This is a genomic window from Synechococcus sp. PCC 6312, assembly GCF_000316685.1.
GTDB lineage: Bacteria > Cyanobacteriota > Cyanobacteriia > Thermosynechococcales > Thermosynechococcaceae > Pseudocalidococcus.
Map to the genome: position 1 here is coordinate 1955791 of NC_019680.1, position 19411 is coordinate 1975201.

Genomic DNA, 19411 nt, shown 5'->3' on the forward strand with positions numbered 1-19411 from the left:
CTGATCCGCCAACTCGGAAATTAGCGCATCGAATAACCGTCATTAAGTTTTATTATCAGCTTGATTGGCCCTTGCGTCATTGTGACTCGTCAATAAATCTTGAGGGGGTTGGTCTTCCCGAGTCAGGTTGTTGGGGAGAATACTGCTGAGTTGGTAGCGGCGGCGAATTTCCCGTTCTGGATCAACCCCCGCAAAGGTCGGTGGTAACCAAACCCGAATTACTAATAACGCGCCCATGACTAATAAAAATGCACAGGCTGATAGGACATGACTCCAAGGCACTTCCAAGACACCACGGACAATCACCTCCCGCAGGACAGAGACAATGGCCACTTCAACCGCTACCCCAATGGAGACGCGCTGTTCTTGGAGGTAAATGATCAACAGCCGAAAAAGTTCAACTAAAATGAGCAGGAAAAGAATATCGGCCGTAACATTGGGAAAGTCTAGGGGGGGCAACAGGGAAATAAACATCTCCCGTAACTCCAAGACCATGAAACTAAACAGGCCAATGCAAAGGGAAATTACAATTAAGTCCTGAATGGTTTCTAGAATTGCCACCAGGCCCTGCCGACTGAACCAAGTGATTTGGGGCGCAATGTTAGAGTTTGCCGCGATTCTAGGGGCCATAGAGAAACCTCGCTTTGCACGGAGATGAACTACCCTGGCCCAATGTTTTATGAGGCCTAAAATTGATTAAAGTTTATCTTGGCTTATCGGTCGAGAGTCTTTTGATTAAATTTACTAATTAAATCCATCAATCAATTGCCCCTGATGAACAACCCGTTTTCAGACAGGGAGGTAAGGGCCTGACCCATTTTGGGCCGTGATTGGGGTGAGTCAGGCCATAATTTTTAACGTAACCTTCCCTAGGGAGAGCGGGAATGTTCTGAAAACTTCGATTCCTTCTGAACAATTGGCGTAACGCAATGAAACATGATTGAACTTTCCTTGGGGCATCTTTATAGCCTCTGTGGGGCAGCCCTCCTCGATTTTTGGCTGGGGGATCCGTGGCATTGGCTCCATCCGGTACAAGTGATCGGTGCAGTGATTGAAGCTGGAACCCAATTAATTTTCGGACTGGGCCAACGAATTCCCATGTCTGTCACGACTCAACGGCTCTATTTACGGATCAGTGGGGGACTCTTAGCCTGGGGGGTAATTTTGGGCACAGGCGGGGTAAGTTGGTTGCTGGTTGCAGGGGGAGAGCGATTGTTGCCAGGCCTGGGTTGGGGAGTCGCTATTATTCTTTTGGCTAGTTGCTTGGCCGGGCGGAGTTTACGGGTAGCGGCGGTGGATGTGCTGACTCCTTGGCAACAGGGGGATTTAGTTACGGCCCGATCTCGGTTAAGTCGCTATGTGGGGCGGGATACGGAGAATTTAGACGCTGGGGAAATTTTGCGGGCCGTTTTGGAAACAGTCACAGAAAATGCCACCGATGGAGTTTTTGCCCCCTTGTTTTATGCCGGAGTGGGCTGTTTAATCCCAGGCCTGGGGCCGATTCCCTTGGCAATGGCCTACAAAGCGGCGAGTACCCTTGATTCGATGATTGGCTATCGGCGATTTCCCTATGCAGATCTGGGTTGGGTGGCAGCGAAAACGGAAGACATTTTAACCTGGTTTCCCTGTCGGTTGGTGGTTTTATCGTTGCTGCTATGGGCCAAAAACCCGCGCCAGGCCTGGGAGATTTGTTGTCGCGATGCCCCCTTGGATCCAAGTCCGAATGCTGGCTGGAGTGAATGCGCCTATGCCGTGGTTTTGGGGGTACAAATGGGGGGCGAAAATTATTATCAGGGGGAACGGAAGGTTAAGCCCCGCTTAGGTAAACCAGAGCAGCCCATTACGGTGGATAAAATTTATCAAGCCTTGAGTTTAACCCGTTGGCTTTCCCTGGCCTGGTTATCGTTATTGACGCTGGGAATTGTGGCCTGGCAACTGTATCCTGACCTTGACAACATTCATGGGCTAAGACAATGATTTCCCATCGGTTACTAGATTTGGGACAGGATATTCTCCTTGTTGAGAAGTTACTGGATGCGACCCTCTGTCAGCACATTATCCAAGTCGCCGAATGTATCCAGTTTGATCCCGCAAAAATCCTCATGGGTCTGGTGGATTCAGGGGTACGCAGCGGTGGGTTGTTGCCCCTGGATGGCGATGATCCCCTGAAAACTTCGACTCAGGACTTGTTGTACGAGAAAATTAAGATTATCCAAGGCCTGGTGTATGAACGCTACGGAATTGATTTTCCGAATGTTGAGATGTTTTCAATTCTCCGCTACCAGGCCGGGGAGGGGTATCGCCGCCATGTGGATAATCTGCTTTTAGCCAGTCGCATGATGGAGGTGGCTCAGGGGATTCCGACCAGGGACATTAGTATTGTCGGCTACTTGAATCAGGACTTTACTGGCGGAGAAACCTTCTTTGATCGGCAAGATGTGAAGGTAAGGCCCCAAACGGGTTCTGTATTGGTTTTTCCATCCTACTTTACCCATCCCCATCAGGCCTTACCGGTTCAATCGGGAGTTAAATATGCCTTTACCACTTGGCTGTATTACTAATGATTCAGGAACAATGACGCAAGTGACAGGGGATAGCGTAGGGCAGGGTTGGGCCAATTCCGTCAGTAAGCTACAGTGAGTGAGGCAAGGCTAGTACCCCCAATGCGCTACTCATCAAGGAGGAAGATCAGTCATGGGTGATGATTTTGATGCTAATTTACCCAGTGTCCGGCAAGTCCAAACTTTGATTAAAGATAACACCGAAGTTGAGGTCAAACTGGTAACGAGCGATTTGGTGGTGGGCAAGGTTCGCTGGCAGGATAATAATTGCCTCTGCATTCTCGATCACTACGATCAGCCAACTATTGTCTGGAAGCAGTCCATTGTCTTTATCAAGCCAAAAGTTTCTTAAGGTCTGCCTAACATAGCCCCAGACAAAAAGCCTCATCTCTCCAAGCCACCGTTAGAAATTCAGCCAATGAGGAGACTGTACATGAATAAAATTTCTGCCTATGGACAAGCTCTAGCTCGCTGGGGTCTGGGCTTACTTCTTGTTTTAGGGTTAGTCATCGGTGGCCTGGGTAACGTTAATGGGCCAGCATGGGCCGCAACTACGCCAGAAACGCCAGAATTGACCGCTAGTGATATATCCGCTGAAAAAATTAGTCAGTTTGCCCAGGCCTATCGCCAGGTGATTGCCTTAATTGATTCTCGAGAAGCAGAATTACGCAGTGCTGAAACCCAGGCCGAAGCCTTGCAAATTGAGCAGGATATTGAAACAGCGGCAATTACCACCATTGAAGCCACGGGACTAACGGGGCCTGAATATCTGCAACTCCTCGGCTTGGCCAATACAGATCCAGAACTGAGTCAACGGATTGTCACCCAATTGCAAGAGTCGGATTAAGTTCTGATTCCCGTCACAAAGATGGTTATCTAATTTTTTTCCCGGAAAAACAAGAGCAGTACCTTCCAATGCTAAAAAAATAAGATGTGTACCTCGTAGCGAAAGCCTGAAAACACCATGAGGTACACATAACTAAAGAAAGGGTTTCAAACACCTTCAGCAGGAGGCATCAAATACCCCCCTAACTCTCCCTAGAAATGGGGCAATTAGGTGAAGTATTTTAAGGGCTTTTTAGAGAGATTTGCCCTGGAATGGCAGTAAATGGGGGAATTTGGTTTAGTGTAGCTGCTAAATCTGGCTTGAGATTAACGAAACTGAAGAGGTTCAACACGGCGTTGGCAATGATGACATACTGAACAAAGCGTTGTAGGGGAGTCATGGAAAAGTCCTCTATAACTTGACAATCCCATCATCAAAAAAATGACATTGAATCTCCAGACGAGTTAAGGCAGATAACAAAATTTTCTTAACTGCCTTATCTGTCCACTTTGAAGCGAGTTAAACTAAATCAGCACAGTGACCAAAACTTAGTTGAGCTATGCCTACACAGCAGCGCACGAGAGGGATCGCCGCAACCGTTGCAGGACAACAAAAATTACAGGAGACTAAGGCGGCTGGCAAAGAGGATGGAACCCGCTTGACCTTTGAATGCATTGCTGATCGTATTTCTCGGAACTCTCAAACTTCAGTTGACCCAAGAACGATAAGACGATTTTTTAATGGTGAAGGCATTGATCGAGATTATGTCCTGGCAATTTGTACGGCGTTGGGTCTAGAGGTCACAGAAATTGTTGATCCGAATGAATGGCATCCCAATAAGTCCCGTCAAACGCCCCAACCCGTGGCGACCTCTGCAACCTTGAATACCACACCCCCCACTGTTGATGAGTGGCAGGGACGGCAAACCGAAATCAGTGAACTTCAACGGGCGTTAGGCAATGACAATATTCGCTTAATCGGCATTACGGCAGCAGGGGGTTATGGTAAATCAGCTCTAGCGGTGAAGTTAACGGAACAGTTAACCCTGGATTGGCGAGTATTGTGGGTCAGTTTCACCCAAGCCTATGGGTTAGCTCAATTTGGGCGTTGGTTATTGGAGCAGTTGGGGCAACCCTACGATGAAAAATGGGATGAGGAGACATTAATTCAGCAGATGGTACAGGGATTAACCCAAGGGCCTTGTTTGTTGGTGTTGGATAATTTGGAAACGGTGGTGACAGCAGATGCAGATTCGGTTTATGGTCAATTTTTAAGCCGATGGTTAGCCACAGGACGCAATAGTAAGCTACTGCTCACCAGTCGAGAAAAGCCGAGTTTTACCCCTAATTTACTGCGTCGTTGTCATTGGTTAGCCCTTCAGGGGTTGGCCGAAGCCGATGCCATGCGTTTAGTGACGGTGGATTATGGTTTGACGGGAACGGAATCGGAATTAGCTCGATTTGTGAACCAGATGGGACGGCATCCGCTCCTGATGCAACTGGTTTGTAGTTTGATGGTGGAGCAATTTGGGGCGGGGGTAACGGTAACGGCGGCAACGCAATTAGGGTTAGATTTGTTTTCGGTGTCGGGTTATCACCGTGACGCGGAAACCTCTGTAGGAGAAGTGGTGGCAGCCAGTTTGGCCCGCCTCTCACCTCGGTTAGGAACATTGTTAAAACGGTTGTCGGTGTTACGGATTGCCTTTGATTTGTCTTTAGCTCAAGGGTTAGCGGCAGAAGTCACGGAGCCAGAGTTACGGCACTTAGCCCGACTCTCGTTATTGCAGGAGTCACCCCCTGAACCGCTCAACAATAAACCGCGACAGTTTCAGTTGTTGCCCTTAATTCAGATGTTTGTGCAACAGCAAGCGGATTCTGAGGTGTTGCGAGTTGCCCATCAGTCAGCGTTGGCTTATTTTTTGGCACATTTACCCTCGCCTCCTTGGAAATCCTTAGACGATTTGACGGCCTATTTGGAGGCGTTTTATCATGCAATTGAGTTAGGGCAATTTGAACAGGCTTATGAGATTTTGACGGAAGAGCGGGGCGGAGAAGGGAAAAATAAATCCGTTGATCATTTTTTACATTTACAAGGATTTTATCGACAGGAAGCAGAGTTATACAAGCAGGTAGTCGCGGGTAGTCAACGAGAACAGAAATGTTATCGCAACTCGTTAAACCTTTTGGGCAATTGTTATGATTACCTAGGGCAGTACGAAAAAGCGATCGCCTATCACCAGCAATGTCACGACATCAGTGAAGAAATGGGCGATCGGCAAGGAGTGGCAATGTCTCTAAGCAATTTAGGCGTTTGTTATGATTACCTAGGGCAGTATGAAAAAGCGATCGCTTACCACCAGCAATCTCACGACATCAATGAAGAAATAGGCAATCGGCAAGGAGTGGCAAGTTCTCTAGACAATTTAGGACTTTGTTATCACTCCCTAGGGCGATATGAAGAGGCAATCCCCTATCATCAGCAATCTCTTACAATCGAAGAGGAAATCGGTAATCGGCAAGGGGTGGCACTCTCTCTAGTCAATTTAGGCATTTGTTATAAATCCTTGGGACAGTATGAAAAAGCGATCGCCTATCATCAGCAATGTCACGACATCAGTGAAGAAATCGGCGCTTGGCAAGGGGTGGCAATTTCTTTACACAATATAGGGGAGACGTTGATCAAACTTGAAAACTACAGCGAAGCAGAAACCAAAATTCAAGCATCCTTAGTTATTTCTCAAGCAATTAACTTTAAATCTTTAATCGCCCATAGTTTCCAAACCCTTGCCGAAATCGCTCATCAAACCAATCAACCCCACCTCGCCCTCAGCCATTGCCAAGCCGCTCTCACTCTCTCCCAAGAACTTGGCATTCCTTTAGTCAAAGACTGCGAAGAACTCCTCGCCAAAATTCAGGCTACATTAGCAGAAAATCCAAAACCCTATAATAATGAGGAAAAATCATGAATATCATAAGCTAAACTTTAAATATGCCTGAAATTAGTCGCTTTTTCGGAATCATTATTACGATCAATTACAATGATCACAATCCACCTCATTTTCATGTTCGCTATGGTAATCAAAAAGCCCTAATTAGCATTGAAAATTTATCTATTATTGAAGGAAAACTAACCCCAAGAGTTCTTGGTCTCATTGTTGAATGGGCCGCCCTTCATCAGTCAGAATTACAAAATAACTGGGAACTCGCTAGACAACAACAACCCTTACAAAAAATCCAACCTTTAGATTAATTATGTTACAAGACATCACTTTTGTTGAACCCTTAAACAACTATCAACTTCATCTCCGTTTTGAAGACAACCTAGAAGGTATTATTGACCTTCAAAAACAAATCGAATTTAGTGGCGTATTTGAACCACTTAAAAATCCCGACTACTTTGCTCAAGTAAAAGTCAATCCTGAACTCGGAACAATTCAATGGCCCAATGGAGCCGATCTCGATCCCGATGTTTTATATGCAGCCCTTGAAATCTGAACTCAGTTAGACTGACATTTTAAGAGGTGATCGCCCATCAACCCCAATTCGCCCTCACTCACTCCCAAGAACTTGGTATTCCTTTAGTCAAAGACTGCGAAGAACTCCTCGCCAAAATTCAGGAAAACTTAGGGGAAAATGATTAAAGTTTACTTTCCAAATTCAGAAATATTGGACTTAGAAACTAAGCCCCTACCCGAATTTTAATGATTTAATTCAATAAACAAATTATCAGGATTATCAATGGCAACAACTTTAATCAATCACATTGAAATTACCCCAGGAACCTGTGGGGGGAAACCTCGCATCGCAGATCATCGTATCAAAGTCCAAGATGTCTTTATTTGGCATGAATGGATGGGAATGTCCCCCGATGAAATTGTTTATCACTACCCAAGTATCACACTAGCCGATGTTTACGCCGCTCTTTCTTATTATCACGATCATCTTGAAGAAATTAGACAACAAATTCTAGATGATGATGCCTTTGCGAAGGAAATGCAAGCTAAAACACCTTCTCTAGTCCAAGAAAAATTGAGAAGAATGAATGAGTAACAAGATTAAAATTTCATTTAGATGAGAATGTAAGCTATAGCATTGCCATTGGATTGCGCCATCGAGGCCTTGATGTTACTACTACTCCAGAAGAAAATTTATTGGGGGTATCGGATGAAATACAAGACCAATTTTCTTTATCTAAAGGTCGCGTAATTTTTACTCAAGATACTGATTTTTTAAGATTCAGTCAATTATCTGTAACTCATGCAGGGATTGCTTATTATCCACAACAAAGTAAGTCAATTGGTCAAATAATTCGAGGGCTACTCTTAATCTGGGAAATTCTTAAACCCGAAGAAATGTATAACCATATAGAATTTTTATGAGACAAATATAAATAGGCAACCACCTACAAAATGAAACGAATCATCTCAATCGCTTCCTCGACCATTGCCAAGAGGCTCTTCATCTCTCACAAGTGCTAGCTATTCCCCTTGTTAAAAACTGTGAGGAACTTTTAAAACCCGACTAGGAATTACTCTAGCCAACAAAGAAATTCTAGAAAATTCCCTGAAAAAAGCAGTAATGGCAGGAGAATCAGTACCTTGACAAATTCTATCTCTATAAACATTTTTGATAGCAAATCCCAAAGCACCCAACAACTTAAGTCAGTATAAACCCCATTGCAGCTAGTTCACTTTGCAAGCGTTGGGCTTCGGCTGGATCTGTAATCTTGAGGCGGTGGATGGCTTCTAGAAAATACTTACGGCTGGTTTGAATTTGGCCAAGTTTGAGATAAATCACCCCTAAATTCTGCCAGGCCAGGGGAAACTCCGGCGCAAGGGTAATCACGGTTTCGTAGGCTGCAATAGCTTGACCGTAGTTTTTTTGGCGACTCCAGGCCTGGGCGAGGCGAATTTGGGCTGAGATCTTGGTTATGGGTGGAATTTCTTCTCTGATGGCCGCTTGATACTGTTCAATCGCCGGCTCTTGACGGCCAACTTGACTGTAATAGTTTCCCAATTGATAGTGCAGTTCGGAGGCCACGGACGGTTCAATGGCACTGATGTTTAGGCCTTGTTCTAGGGTGATTTGAGCTAAGTCCCATTGTCCAGCCTGTAAATACATTCCCCCTAACTTGGCACAGATGTAGGCATCTTCAGGATGAGCGGCTAAATACTCAGACATGATTACGATGGCCTGGGTGACTTTATCCCGATGTTGTAATCGTGATGGGGTATAGCCCCAGTGCTGAATTGCCACCCCCTCTAACTGCCCAATTTGCCAATGGGGTTCTTGTTGCATAAGGGCTAAAACGGCATCATCTATGGTTTCGTGATAGGGGCGGCTAAAGTAAATATCTGGATGACGGCGAAATAGCCTGGATACTGCCGAGTAGGGGGGAATGACACCGACTTCGTGACGGAGCAGCGCAATTGCAATTAAATCATGTTGCTCAATACTGGCTTGAATCGTTTGCTTAACCTCTGGAACTAAAGCTTCATCGGCATCGAGGACTAAAACCCAGTCGGTTTGAATCGCCTTGAGACTGACATTTCTGGCTTGGGCAAAATCATTCTCCCAGGCCGATTGAATCACTTGCGCACCCCAGGCCTGGGCTATTTCTATGGTCTGATCCCTTGACCCCGTATCAACAATGACAACTTGCTCCACAACATCCTGGACACTAGCAAGACACCTCGGTAAATCCTGGGCTTCATCCCGAACAATCATCGCCAGGCCAAGGGAGGGAGTCATGGTGAAGGCATCACGTCAGGCAAACTCACCCAAGATTTTCACTTCTGGATGCAACAGAACATCCCAACGCTCCGAAACACAAGCCTGGACATGGTGAATCAGTTGAAACACATCCATCGCCTTAGCCCCGCCACAATTGAGGATAAAGTTAGCGTGCCGCTCTGCTACTTGGGCCTGGCCAATTTGATAGCCCTTAAGGCCAACTTTTTCAATCAGCCAGCCAGCGGTATGGGGTTGGGGATTGCGAAACACACTGCCACAACTGGGGAGATGATAGGGCTGGGTCGAAAGGCGTTGATTGAGATGCTCTTGGGTGGCGGCTTTGACCCGCTGCGGATCGTGATCGGGTTGCATTTGCCAAGTGGCCTGGAGGACTAAGCGTTGGGTTCCCTGTAAGAGTGAAGACCGATAACCGTAGGCTAAATCCGAGCCAGTGACAACAGATAAACAGCCATCGGGTTCTAAAACTAAGGCAGAAACCAAATAATCAGCCGCACAGCCGCCGTGGGCCCCAGCATTCATGACGACTGCCCCACCAACGGTTCCGGGAATTCCCACCGACCATTCCAGGCCAGACCACCCTAATCGGGCCGCATGATGGGCTAATTGTGGGAGGGCGCGTCCGGCTCCGGCAGTGACTTGTCCCGTTTCCTTGTCCCACTTGATCCGCCGTAAATGCTTTGTCGCAATCACCAGGCCGGGCAGCCCTTGATCACTAATTAATAAATTGGAGCCAGCCCCCAAGACTGTAATCGGTAAATCATATTCCTGGGCCCAGCGATAGGCGGCTTGCAAATCTTGAATGGATTCCGGAGCCACAAACCACTGGGCTGCTCCCCCCACATTCAGAGTCGTAAACCCATTCAGGGGGACTTGGGGCGAAATGACACATTGAGTGCCGGGAATAATCTGGGCCGTCGGTGTTTTAATCACTGAGCCACCACCTGCACGCAAGCATTAACAGCAATGACCTCTACGCCGCCCATGACCTCCGCAGTTGGGACTTGATCCGCAATCACATCGGGAATGAGTTGGTTGAGGTTGCCGGCCCCCAAGAAAATGACTAAATCTCCAGGAGACAGGACTTGCCGCAAATGATAACGCACATCGGTGGTTGTTGGAGCATAACTGACATGGGGATGATAGTCATTTAAGCGACTGACCAAATCTTTGGCCTGGACAAGCCCTTGATCCGGTTCCCCGGCACTATAAATATCGGTAATCACAACCACGTCCGCAGCCTGAAAACTTTGGCTAAATTCTTCCAGAAACGTTAGGGTTCGGCTAAAGCGATGGGGTTGAAACACGGCCACCAGCCGCCGCCAAGGTTGATCATGGCCCACTTGTAACCGTCCCGCCTGTAACGTAACTTGGATTTCACTGGGATGGTGAGCATAGTCATCAATAAACCGTACCCCATTGGCCTGGCCCCGTTCCTCAAACCGCCGTCTGGCTCCCTCAAACTTTGCTAAAGCTGCGGAAATGGTGGCAAAATCCAGGCCAACGTCCCGACCCACCGCAATGGCCGCAAGGGCATTTTGGAGATTGTGCGGCCCGAGAAGTTTCAGTTGCAATATCCCTAGGGATTTCCCCCGCTCCGACACATGAGCAGTTGTGCCATTGGCCCCGTATTGGACATGATCCACAGTATAGTCAGCCCCCGATTCCCGACTGAGGCTGTAGGTAATCAAGTTTTCGTGGTTTAAGTGTTCCCGGACAGTCGGACAATCCCAGCAGACAACCAGGCCCTGAGATTGTTGGGCAAACTGTGCAAAAATCGCCACCACTTGTTCCAGGGTTTGATAGTGATCGGGATGATCTAACTCAATATTTGTAATTACCCCTAAACGAGGGGAAAATTTTTGCAGAGACCCATCGGACTCATCCGCTTCGGCAACTAGATGGGGCCCATCGCCAATGCGCGCATTCCCGTGCCAGGCTGCAACTTCTCCCCCAACAACAATGGTTGGATCCAATCCCCCTTCCAAGAGAACATAGCCGACCATGCTACTGGTGGTGGTTTTGCCATGAGTACCAGCCACGGCAATGCCTTGGGATCGTTCAATCAGGGCCGCTAAAATATCGGAGCGATGAAAAATTGGGCAACCAAGGGCCTGGGCGGCTTGAAACTCAGGATTGTTCTCCCCAATTGCAGTGGAGCAAATCACTTGGGGGAGTTGGCGATGGCCAGTCCGGGCCGGGTAATCCGTTAAGTTCTCAGCAACTTGGCACTCAAAAAAGGTCACACCCATGGATTGCAACTGATGGGTCAAGTTGGTGGCTCGTAAATCTGAACCGGAGACAGCAAATTTCTGTTTGACCAAGATATAAGCTAAAGCTGACATACCAATCCCACCAATACCAATGAAATGGAAGGGTCGCCCATTAAAACTCATCGGTACAGACTGTGGTTTAGCCAACTCCATCACACTCACCCCACATGGCAGTCAATAGGTATAAAAAACTCAGGCTCATCATAGCAGGAAGTTTTTGTATTCAATGAGTATTACTGAAAATGGCAGCGTTCTATGTGACTCTCAGCCACGAAGATCAACCCAGATTTTGCCAGGCGAGGCTGAAGAACTGGGCAGGGATGAAGACCCAGAAGCAAAGGGCAATTAACACCAAGACAATTCCCCAGGCGGATTATGGAGCAGCTCTTGAACATTGGCCTGGATCACCCGATAGCCAACATTTCCAGATAATCGCTGGCGGCCTTCATTAAAAATTAGGGTTGGGCTAACGGAAACACCATAGTCTTTGACTCGATCAAGGTTTTCTACCAGTTGAGCAAAGGCCGCGCCTGAGTTAATTTCCGACTCAATGGCAGCAATGGGGAGCTTGAGGTCTTCGGCAATCGCTAACAACACTGACCGCTGGGAAATATTGGCTAAATCTATAAAAAAGGCTTCTCGACACCGCCAAATGGCCTGGGCATAGAGATTTGCAGTTGAATCAATCAAAGCGTTTTGTTCGAGGAGTTTGATGGCGTGGAGGAACAGATGACAAGCCGTTGAGGAAGGGGGAATATCCTTTGTCCAAATCTCTGGGTGTACCTGGATATGATCAAACTTCGCGGCCACCGACAGAACGTGTTGATTGTAGGCTGCCAGGCCCCCGCGCGCTTGCCACCGTTTGGTTAACTTTTCCTGGGTGTTTCCAAATATCTCGACAAAGTGATAGTCAAAAACTACCTGAGTGGAGAAGGTTTCCTGTAATTGAGTGAGGCGAATCTGGCCAATATAAGCCCAGATACAGAGAATATCTGAAAAATGAGCAATCCGAATTGGCTCTGTCACGATCAAATCCTATCCAGCGCTGAGGTATCCCCATAGCGCATTTTACCAAGGCCAATGACAACCGCCCGCTGCGACCCAGGCTAGGAGTTGGGCATAGGGTAAAGGACGAGAGCAATAATAGCCTTGGATCCCATGACAGCCGAGGGCTTGTAAAATTTGCAGTTGGGCTTGGGTTTCGACACCTTCAGCAACAATCTCTAGGTTTAAGCCCTGCCCAAGGGACAAAATTGCCCGGATAATCGCCTGATCTTGGGCATCTTCCGCTAGGTCGGTAATAAAACTGCGATCTATTTTTAAGCTGGTTAAGGGAAACCGTTTTAAGTAATTCAAAGACGCATACCCCGTCCCGAAATCATCCAAGGCAATGCCCAGACCCAAATCCCGCAGTTCGGCCAGAATTTCCTGACTGCGTTGGAGGTTTTGCATGGCAATGGTTTCCGTCACTTCTACGGTTAATAATGTTGGGGGTAATTGACTTTCTATTAAGGCAGCTTTAATGGTCTGGACCAAATTGGGATCCAAAAATTGTCGAGCAGATAAATTAACAGAAACACCGACTTCTTGAAGTCCCTCAATGTTTTGCCAGGCCTGGCACTCCCCACAGGCGTGGTGCAATATCCACTGGCCAATACTAATGATTAAGCCGTTTTCCTCGGCCATTAAAATAAAGTCTCCTGGGGAGAGCAAGCCGTGTACCGGATGTTGCCAACGGGCCAGGGCTTCTAAATGTAAAATCTCGCCAGTGACCAAATCAACTTGGGGCTGATAGAACAGTTGCAGTTGCGCTTGGGGGAGGGCCTGGCGTAAATCCTGTTCCAGTTGGAGTAAAAAGCTGGCCTGGGCGTTAAAGGTCGCTTGATAAAACTGATAGTTATCCCGGCCTGTATCTTTGGCCCGGTAAAGGGCGACATCTGCATTACGCAGGAGAGTATCCGCATCCTCGCCATCCTGGGGAAAAATCGCAATCCCGAGACTGGTGGTGATGTGTAGATGATGATCTTCCAGATTAAAGCTGGGTTTGAGGGTGGTAATAATGCGTTCGGCCACGAGGGCGGCATCTTGGGGCTGGGCCAGGCCGGGCAACAGGATCGTAAATTCATCACCACCCCAGCGGGCAACGGTATCCACTTCCCGTAAGCATCGGGTTAGACGGGCCGCCACTTCTTGGAGGAGTTGATCGCCAATGGCATGACCAAGGGTATCATTAATGGCTTTGAAACGATCCAGGTCTAAAAACATCACAGCCACAAAATCATGGTGACGGCGAGCCTCTGCTAAGGCTAGGGGTAAGCGATCATCAAACAAGACCCGATTGGGTAAGCCCGTTAACAAATCATGAAAGGCCTGGTAATAAATCGTACTTTCTGCTAGTTTCCTCTCGGTAATGTCAACGACTGTGCCTTCAAAATAAAGGGGCTGGCCCTCGGCATCCTTAACAACCCGGGCATTTTCAGAAATCCAAATAATTTGCCCATCCCGCCGATAGACTTGAGACTCAAAATCTGTCACATAGCCCTGTTGACTGAGGATTTCGACAAATTCCTGGCGGCGTTCCGGTAAGACATAGAGTTGGTTACTAATATCGGTCAAGTTCTCTTGCAACTCGGCGGGTGTACTGTAGCCATAAATTTTCGCCAGGGCTGGATTGGCACTGATATAGGAGCCACTGGGACTGGATTGAAAAATACCCTCAATGGTGTTCTCAAAAATACTCCGATATTTAGCTTCCGATTTTGCGCTTTGGACAATGGCCTGGCGTAGTTCTTTTTCTTGCTGCTGTCGCCCTAAGACGTTAATAAACAGTTCACTCAAAATTTCTAGCAGGGGAATGTAGGTTTCCAGATCATGATGGCAACGATGGACATAGTCAAAGCCGAGAAAGCCAATGAATTTCCCTTCTGAACTTAAGGGGACTGCTAAGAGGGATTGAATATCCTGTCGTTCTAAAATTTCCCGAGTTGGACTATCGGCTGGGAACTGGTCAATGTGGGTTAAACAAATGGATTCTAGGTCAAATAGAGGCTGAAAAAAGTGATAGAGATCCGCCACTACAAGGTGTTGGAGGGTCTGGATTTCTGGACGAACCCCCGGAGCACACCATTCATGGGTGTTACTAATAGTGGCTCCACTGGCATCATCGAGTAAAAATAAATAACTCCGATCGGCCATTGTAAATTCCCCCGTGGCCTGGAGAATACGTTGTAAACCCCCATCTATGTCTTCAATGGGTAGGTTAATAAACTGGGTGGCCAGGGTGGTAACTAATTGTTCAAAGTGAATGAGTTGTTTGAGGTTAGCGGTGGTTTGCTTGTGTTCCCCCACATCACGGGTATTGACAACAATGCCAGCAATGAAGGGATCGTCAATATAACTTTGGGCGGTGGATTCGAGGTATCGCCAGGTGCCATCCCGATGTTTAGCACGATATTCAACCGTAATCAGAATGCTGTTTTGGGTAATTAACCGTTGCCAGGCCTGTTGGAGAAAGGGGTAATCCGCCGGATCAATCAGTTCCCAAAAGCTTCGTCCTAAGCGTTCTGCGGCCGTGTAACCCAGTAAGCGGTTAATAGCCGGACTGTGATAGCGAATTTCACCGCTGGGGGCCAGAATGGAGATCAAGTCAGAACTATATTCCACCAAGGCCCGCCATTTCGCTTCTGCAGCTTGGAGAGCCCGTTCTCCCCGTTGCCGTTCCAATTCTGTAGTAACTCGCGGGGCATGAATTTGGAGCACAGCGGCAATGAGGGACAAATTTTCAATCGGGGACTGATGCATCACGGCCATTAAACCCAGACATTCTTGCCGCGCATTAATCAAGGGAATCCCCACATAGGCTTCGATCTCCATCTCTTGTAAGAGACGATCTTCGGGAAAGGCAGCTTGAACGTTACAGGGATAAAAGCAAGGTTCTCGGGATGTTGCGACCATTTCACAGGGTGCGCCCTTCAGGTCATAGCAAAAATTTTCCTCTACCTGCTGCTGATAGCAAACGACCCGAGTCTCGGCCTGGTGAGGTTGGGTTAATTCGGCAATTGTGACAAAATCCACCCGCAGGCTCTCGGTCAGATGGAGGGCTAAATCCCGGCAAAAGTCATCGCCAATGTTAGAGATCACCGGGGACAAGGGCAAGTCTAGGGCTTGGTTAATATATTTCCAATCCGTAATATCCCGGATAAAACCATCAACAGCAATAACTGACGCCGTGCAACTGGGGGCAGTCGGGTCTAAAACCGGAATGCCATATTCTCGCACCCAACGCTCCGGACCCGCTTTGGTGATAATCCGATATTCAATTTCATAAGATTCTTTTTGAGTAATGGCCACTTCAATGGTTTGGAGTACCCGGCCAAGGTCTTGGGGGTGCGTAATGGCATTAAAGGCTTCCCCACTGCGATAGAGCAACTCCGTATTGGTGTAACCCGTCAGTTCTCGGCAGCCTTGACTCAGATATTGCATCGGCCAATGGGAGCTATTGGCAAAGGAAAAAACAATCCCGGGTAATCCATTCAAAAGGTTACCGAGGCGGTGGGCTGAGTCTTGGAGAGCGGCGGGGGCAGTGGCATGATGACAACTCCCTAAAATTAAATCCCCCAGGCCCAGAGTGGCACTTAAAGGTTGCAAATCGAGGATTAAGGGACCGCCACCGACAGTCAGGGGTTCCTGTTGCTGCCAGCAGGCCTGGAGATGGGTCATGAGCCAACTGCCCACAGTCTCTACAACGGCGAGATCAATCCGACAGGGATAACTGCCTGGTTGCTTCATTCCTAAAACTTGGCGAGCCTGCTCGTTAGACTCTAAGAAGAAAAATTCCCCGGTTATGGTCTGGACTCCCACTAAAAAGATCGGTTCAGCAGTAAAAGCCAAAAGGGACTGGAATAGACCAGTGACCCATGGAGCCTGGGCCGATACTGGACTGAAGAAACTGGACTCAGACAAGGGCGACAGCGGATTCATTGGGGCCAAGCTGGCAAATTTCCTTTACCCCAAGGGTAGATTAAAAGGGGTTTACTAAAGTAGTTAAAACAATAAAAAAAGTTATAATCCAATGTTCATAGCAGACTTTGGGCCAGAGGCACAGCTACAAATTACACAAAATAAACTTTTTTCGGAGCGGGGCTGCTCCAACTTCTGGGCAATATATCGTCAATAATGACGTTACATTCACCCCTCCCTAAGGCCTGGGCATACCCATTTCTGAGCCTCTACTGCTACCCTGTGAGATCTAGGCGGTTTTTTGTCAGGACTGCTAATTTGTCTTAATTACGTTCTCTCTGGTTTGGAACTTTCTTCTGCTTATGTCCACCCTTGTCATTGTTGAATCGCCCACAAAAGCCCGCACGATTCGTAAATATCTACCCAAAAACTACCGGGTCGAAGCCTCCATGGGTCATGTGCGCGATTTACCTCGGAGTGCCGCAGATATTCCCGCTAATCTCAAGGGCCTGGATTGGGCCACCTTAGGTGTCAATGTGGAAGAGGGGTTTGAACCACTCTATATCGTGCCGAAAGATAAGCAAAAGGTAGTTAAGGAACTGAAATCTGCCCTGGCTGATGCCGATGAACTCCTGTTAGCCACTGACGAAGATCGGGAAGGAGAAAGCATTAGCTGGCATTTACTCCAACTGCTCCAGCCCAAAGTCCCAACCAAACGGATGGTATTCCATGAAATTACCGCCGAGGCGATTCAAGCGGCCCTAGCAGACTGTCGAGACGTGGATCAAAAGCTAGTCCGGGCCCAGGAAACTCGCCGGATATTAGATCGCTTGGTCGGCTATACCCTTTCTCCCCTACTGTGGCGCAAAATTGCCCCCCATCTTTCAGCCGGGCGGGTACAGTCCGTCGCCGTGCGCTTATTGGTAAATCGGGAACGGGAGCGGCTAGCGTTTCATTCCGGCAGCTATTGGGACTTAAAAGCAACCCTAGATAAAAACAAATCTCCCTTTACCGCCACCTTAATTGAACTGGGAGGGCAGCGCGTCGCCACTGGAGGTGATTTTGACCCTGCTACGGGACAAATCCAGGCCAATCGCAGTGTGGTTTTACTTAATGCCGCCACAGCCCAGGCCCTGCGCGACCGACTTTTACAAACCAACTGGGTAGTGAGTCAATTAGAGTCGCGCCCCCAAACCCGTAAGCCAGCCCCACCCTTCACCACTTCGACCCTGCAACAGGAAGCCAACCGCAAGCTCCACCTCTCAGCCAAGGACACGATGCGGACAGCCCAGAAGCTCTACGAAGAAGGGTTTATCACCTATATGCGGACGGATTCGGTGCATTTATCGGAGCAAGCGATCACCGCCGCCCGTGATTGTGTCAGCCAGATGTATGGCAAGAACTTTCTCGCCCCGAAACCGCGCCAGTTTACAACCAAATCCAAAGGGGCCCAGGAAGCCCATGAAGCAATTCGGCCGGCCGGGAGTAGTTTTGTCTTGCCTGCAGACACGGGTTTGGGTGGCCGGGATTTGGAACTGTACGACTTGATTTGGAAACGGACGATTGCCAGTCAGATGGACGAAGCGCGGTTAACCCTGATCACTGCCCAAATCCAGGCCGATGATGCGATCTTTCGGGCCAGTGGCAAGCAAATTGATTTTCCAGGGTTTTTCCGGGCCTATGTCGAAGGGTCTGATGATCCCGATGCCGCCCTCGAAAGCCAAGAGGTCATTCTCCCGGCCCTAGCCCAAGGGGACGAGCTGACCTGTAAAAAACTCGATGCCCTTGGCCATGAAACCCAACCCCCGGCCCGATTCACAGAAGCGACCTTGGTTAAAGCCCTGGAAAGTGAAGGCATTGGCCGCCCCAGTACCTACGCCACTATCATCAGCACCATTTTGGATCGGGAATATGCCATTCGCCGCGGCAATGCCTTAGAACCCACGTTTACAGCCTTTGCCGTGACCGGGCTTCTAGAGCAAAATTTCCCAGATCTGGTTGATTTGCGTTTCACAGCCCGGATGGAGCAAACCTTAGATGACATTTCTACAGGGGAGGTGAACTGGTTACCCTACCTAGAGGAGTTTTATTTAGGGGATAAGGGCCTGGAAACTCAGGTCAAGGAACGGGAACAGGGGATTGATCCCAGTTCAGCCCGGGCAATTCATTTACCCAATGTCAAAGCCGAGGTTGTTGTTGGTCGCTATGGTCCCTTTGTGGTCATGGAGAATGGGGATGCCCCCGTTAAAGCCTCCCTGCCCCAAGATGCCACCCCTGGCAGTCTCAACCATGAGCAAATTGAACAACTCATTCGTCAAAAGCTGGAAGGCCCCGACAAATTAGGCCTCCATCCTGAAACTGGGGAGCCTATTTTCTTGCTCTCAGGCCGGTTTGGCCCCTATGTGCAACTAGGTGATGCCACAACAGAGAACCCTAAACCCAAGCGCGCCTCTTTACCGAAGGGGATTACCTCTGAAGAAGTAACCTTAGATTTGGCGGTGACGTTGTTATCCCTGCCGCGCACCCTCGGACTTCATCCTGAAACGGGCAAACTCATCCAGGCCAATCAAGGTCGGTTTGGCCCCTATGTGGTGATAGATCCCGATGGGGAAAAAGAATACCGTTCTCTGAAAGCTGGGGATGACCTGTTTACCATCACCTTAGACCGTGCTTTAGAAATCCTGGCAGAACCAAAGGCTACCCGTGGCCGCGCCAAGAAAGAAGCTCTGAAAAACTTAGGCAACCATCCCAGTGATGACGCACCCGTACAGATTTTTAATGGTCCCTATGGCCCCTATGTCAATCATGGCAAGGTGAATGCTTCATTGCCGGAAGGGGTCACAGTCGAGGAGATGACCTTAGAGTTAGCACTACCCTTGTTAGCCGAAAAAGCCCCCAAAGGGAACGGCCGGACTAAATCCACCAAAACTACAGCCACAACTAAATCTACCCGCCAGAAAACCACAACTCGCAAAACCGCAGCTAAAAAGTCAACTGCGACCAGAGCCAAGAAATCCACTTCCAGTTAGTTCGACATGGATG

Annotated in this window: 16 protein-coding genes and 1 pseudogene; 10 read left to right on the forward strand and 7 right to left on the reverse strand. The window is 48.3% G+C overall.

All coding sequences use genetic code 11. The features are described from left to right. Positions 1-42: 42 nt before the first annotated feature. A complete protein-coding gene (locus SYN6312_RS09525) occupies positions 43-630 on the reverse strand; it encodes a phosphate-starvation-inducible PsiE family protein (RefSeq protein ID WP_015124665.1) in 588 nt (195 codons plus the stop codon). 306 nt (positions 631-936) lie between these two features. Between SYN6312_RS09525 and cbiB the strand changes: the two genes are divergently transcribed. The 4 genes from cbiB to SYN6312_RS09545 all read left to right on the forward strand — a co-directional run bounded on the left by cbiB (position 937) and on the right by SYN6312_RS09545 (position 3408). Continuing rightward, the gene (gene cbiB / locus SYN6312_RS09530; protein ID WP_015124666.1) at positions 937-1977 is read left to right on the forward strand and encodes an adenosylcobinamide-phosphate synthase CbiB; all 1041 of its coding nucleotides are present in this window, start codon (positions 937-939) and stop codon (positions 1975-1977) included. Continuing rightward, on the forward strand, positions 1974-2561 hold the full coding sequence (locus tag SYN6312_RS09535) for a 2OG-Fe(II) oxygenase (protein WP_015124667.1): 588 nt from the start codon (positions 1974-1976) through the stop codon (positions 2559-2561). The genes cbiB and SYN6312_RS09535 overlap by 4 nt, the downstream gene beginning before the upstream one ends. A gap of 133 nt (positions 2562-2694) precedes the next feature. Beyond that, entirely contained in the window at positions 2695-2913 is a 219-nt protein-coding gene (locus SYN6312_RS09540; RefSeq protein ID WP_015124668.1) for a hypothetical protein, read from the forward strand. A gap of 81 nt (positions 2914-2994) precedes the next feature. Next, positions 2995-3408, forward strand: a complete 414-nt coding sequence (locus SYN6312_RS09545) for a DUF4168 domain-containing protein (RefSeq protein WP_015124669.1) — start codon at positions 2995-2997, stop codon at positions 3406-3408. A 220-nt stretch (positions 3409-3628) separates the two neighbouring features. Here the strand turns inward: SYN6312_RS09545 and SYN6312_RS19795 are convergent, their stop codons facing one another. Then, positions 3629-3787 carry a hypothetical protein gene (locus SYN6312_RS19795; protein WP_015124670.1) on the reverse strand — a complete coding sequence of 53 codons (159 nt, stop codon included), beginning with the start codon at positions 3785-3787 and terminating at the stop codon, positions 3629-3631. Positions 3788-3946: 159 nt separating this feature from the next. Between SYN6312_RS19795 and SYN6312_RS09550 the strand changes: the two genes are divergently transcribed. The 5 genes and pseudogenes from SYN6312_RS09550 to SYN6312_RS09570 all read left to right on the forward strand — a co-directional run. After that, the gene (locus SYN6312_RS09550) at positions 3947-6352 is read left to right on the forward strand and encodes a tetratricopeptide repeat protein (RefSeq protein ID WP_015124671.1); all 2406 of its coding nucleotides are present in this window, start codon (positions 3947-3949) and stop codon (positions 6350-6352) included. A gap of 23 nt (positions 6353-6375) precedes the next feature. Beyond that, on the forward strand, positions 6376-6636 hold the full coding sequence (locus SYN6312_RS09555; RefSeq protein ID WP_015124672.1) for a DUF4160 domain-containing protein: 261 nt from the start codon (positions 6376-6378) through the stop codon (positions 6634-6636). Between the two features lie 2 nt (positions 6637-6638). Next, positions 6639-6881, forward strand: a complete 243-nt coding sequence (locus SYN6312_RS09560; protein WP_015124673.1) for a DUF2442 domain-containing protein — start codon at positions 6639-6641, stop codon at positions 6879-6881. Between the two features lie 243 nt (positions 6882-7124). Continuing rightward, positions 7125-7436: a DUF433 domain-containing protein gene (locus SYN6312_RS09565; protein ID WP_015124674.1), complete on the forward strand. Its 312-nt coding sequence runs from the start codon at positions 7125-7127 to the stop codon at positions 7434-7436. A gap of 20 nt (positions 7437-7456) precedes the next feature. Continuing rightward, positions 7457-7765 (forward strand): annotated as a pseudogene (locus tag SYN6312_RS09570) (DUF5615 family PIN-like protein); the annotation flags it as partial. A gap of 277 nt (positions 7766-8042) precedes the next feature. Here SYN6312_RS09570 and SYN6312_RS09575 read toward each other — a convergent pair. From SYN6312_RS09575 to SYN6312_RS18300, 5 genes are all read right to left on the reverse strand, one after another. Next, entirely contained in the window at positions 8043-9137 is a 1095-nt protein-coding gene (locus SYN6312_RS09575; protein WP_015124675.1) for a glycosyltransferase family 2 protein, read from the reverse strand. 15 nt (positions 9138-9152) lie between these two features. Further along, positions 9153-10070 carry a UDP-N-acetylmuramate dehydrogenase gene (gene murB, locus SYN6312_RS09580; protein ID WP_015124676.1) on the reverse strand — a complete coding sequence of 306 codons (918 nt, stop codon included), beginning with the start codon at positions 10068-10070 and terminating at the stop codon, positions 9153-9155. Beyond that, the gene (gene murC / locus SYN6312_RS09585; protein WP_015124677.1) at positions 10067-11563 is read right to left on the reverse strand and encodes a UDP-N-acetylmuramate--L-alanine ligase; all 1497 of its coding nucleotides are present in this window, start codon (positions 11561-11563) and stop codon (positions 10067-10069) included. The genes murB and murC overlap by 4 nt, the downstream gene beginning before the upstream one ends. Positions 11564-11755: 192 nt before the next feature. Further along, on the reverse strand, positions 11756-12436 hold the full coding sequence (locus tag SYN6312_RS09590; protein WP_015124678.1) for a DsbA family protein: 681 nt from the start codon (positions 12434-12436) through the stop codon (positions 11756-11758). 42 nt (positions 12437-12478) lie between these two features. After that, a complete protein-coding gene (locus tag SYN6312_RS18300; RefSeq protein WP_172636046.1) occupies positions 12479-16300 on the reverse strand; it encodes an EAL domain-containing protein in 3822 nt (1273 codons plus the stop codon). Between the two features lie 431 nt (positions 16301-16731). Between SYN6312_RS18300 and topA the strand changes: the two genes are divergently transcribed. Then, positions 16732-19398, forward strand: coding sequence for a type I DNA topoisomerase (topA, locus tag SYN6312_RS09600; protein ID WP_015124680.1), 2667 nt, complete (start codon positions 16732-16734; stop codon positions 19396-19398). Positions 19399-19411 lie beyond the last annotated feature (13 nt).

Bases quoted from the DNA above. Each gene is read 5' to 3' on its own strand.
- SYN6312_RS09525 (WP_015124665.1), bottom strand. From the start codon at position 630: ATGGCCCCTAGAATCGCGGCAAACTCTAACATTGCGCCCCAAATCACT.
- cbiB (WP_015124666.1), top strand. From the start codon at position 937: ATGATTGAACTTTCCTTGGGGCATCTTTATAGCCTCTGTGGGGCAGCC.
- SYN6312_RS09535 (WP_015124667.1), top strand. From the start codon at position 1,974: ATGATTTCCCATCGGTTACTAGATTTGGGACAGGATATTCTCCTTGTT.
- SYN6312_RS09540 (WP_015124668.1), top strand. From the start codon at position 2,695: ATGGGTGATGATTTTGATGCTAATTTACCCAGTGTCCGGCAAGTCCAA.
- SYN6312_RS09545 (WP_015124669.1), top strand. From the start codon at position 2,995: ATGAATAAAATTTCTGCCTATGGACAAGCTCTAGCTCGCTGGGGTCTG.
- SYN6312_RS19795 (WP_015124670.1), bottom strand. From the start codon at position 3,787: ATGACTCCCCTACAACGCTTTGTTCAGTATGTCATCATTGCCAACGCC.
- SYN6312_RS09550 (WP_015124671.1), top strand. From the start codon at position 3,947: ATGCCTACACAGCAGCGCACGAGAGGGATCGCCGCAACCGTTGCAGGA.
- SYN6312_RS09555 (WP_015124672.1), top strand. From the start codon at position 6,376: ATGCCTGAAATTAGTCGCTTTTTCGGAATCATTATTACGATCAATTAC.
- SYN6312_RS09560 (WP_015124673.1), top strand. From the start codon at position 6,639: ATGTTACAAGACATCACTTTTGTTGAACCCTTAAACAACTATCAACTT.
- SYN6312_RS09565 (WP_015124674.1), top strand. From the start codon at position 7,125: ATGGCAACAACTTTAATCAATCACATTGAAATTACCCCAGGAACCTGT.
- SYN6312_RS09575 (WP_015124675.1), bottom strand. From the start codon at position 9,137: ATGACTCCCTCCCTTGGCCTGGCGATGATTGTTCGGGATGAAGCCCAG.
- murC (WP_015124677.1), bottom strand. From the start codon at position 11,563: ATGGAGTTGGCTAAACCACAGTCTGTACCGATGAGTTTTAATGGGCGA.
- topA (WP_015124680.1), top strand. From the start codon at position 16,732: ATGTCCACCCTTGTCATTGTTGAATCGCCCACAAAAGCCCGCACGATT.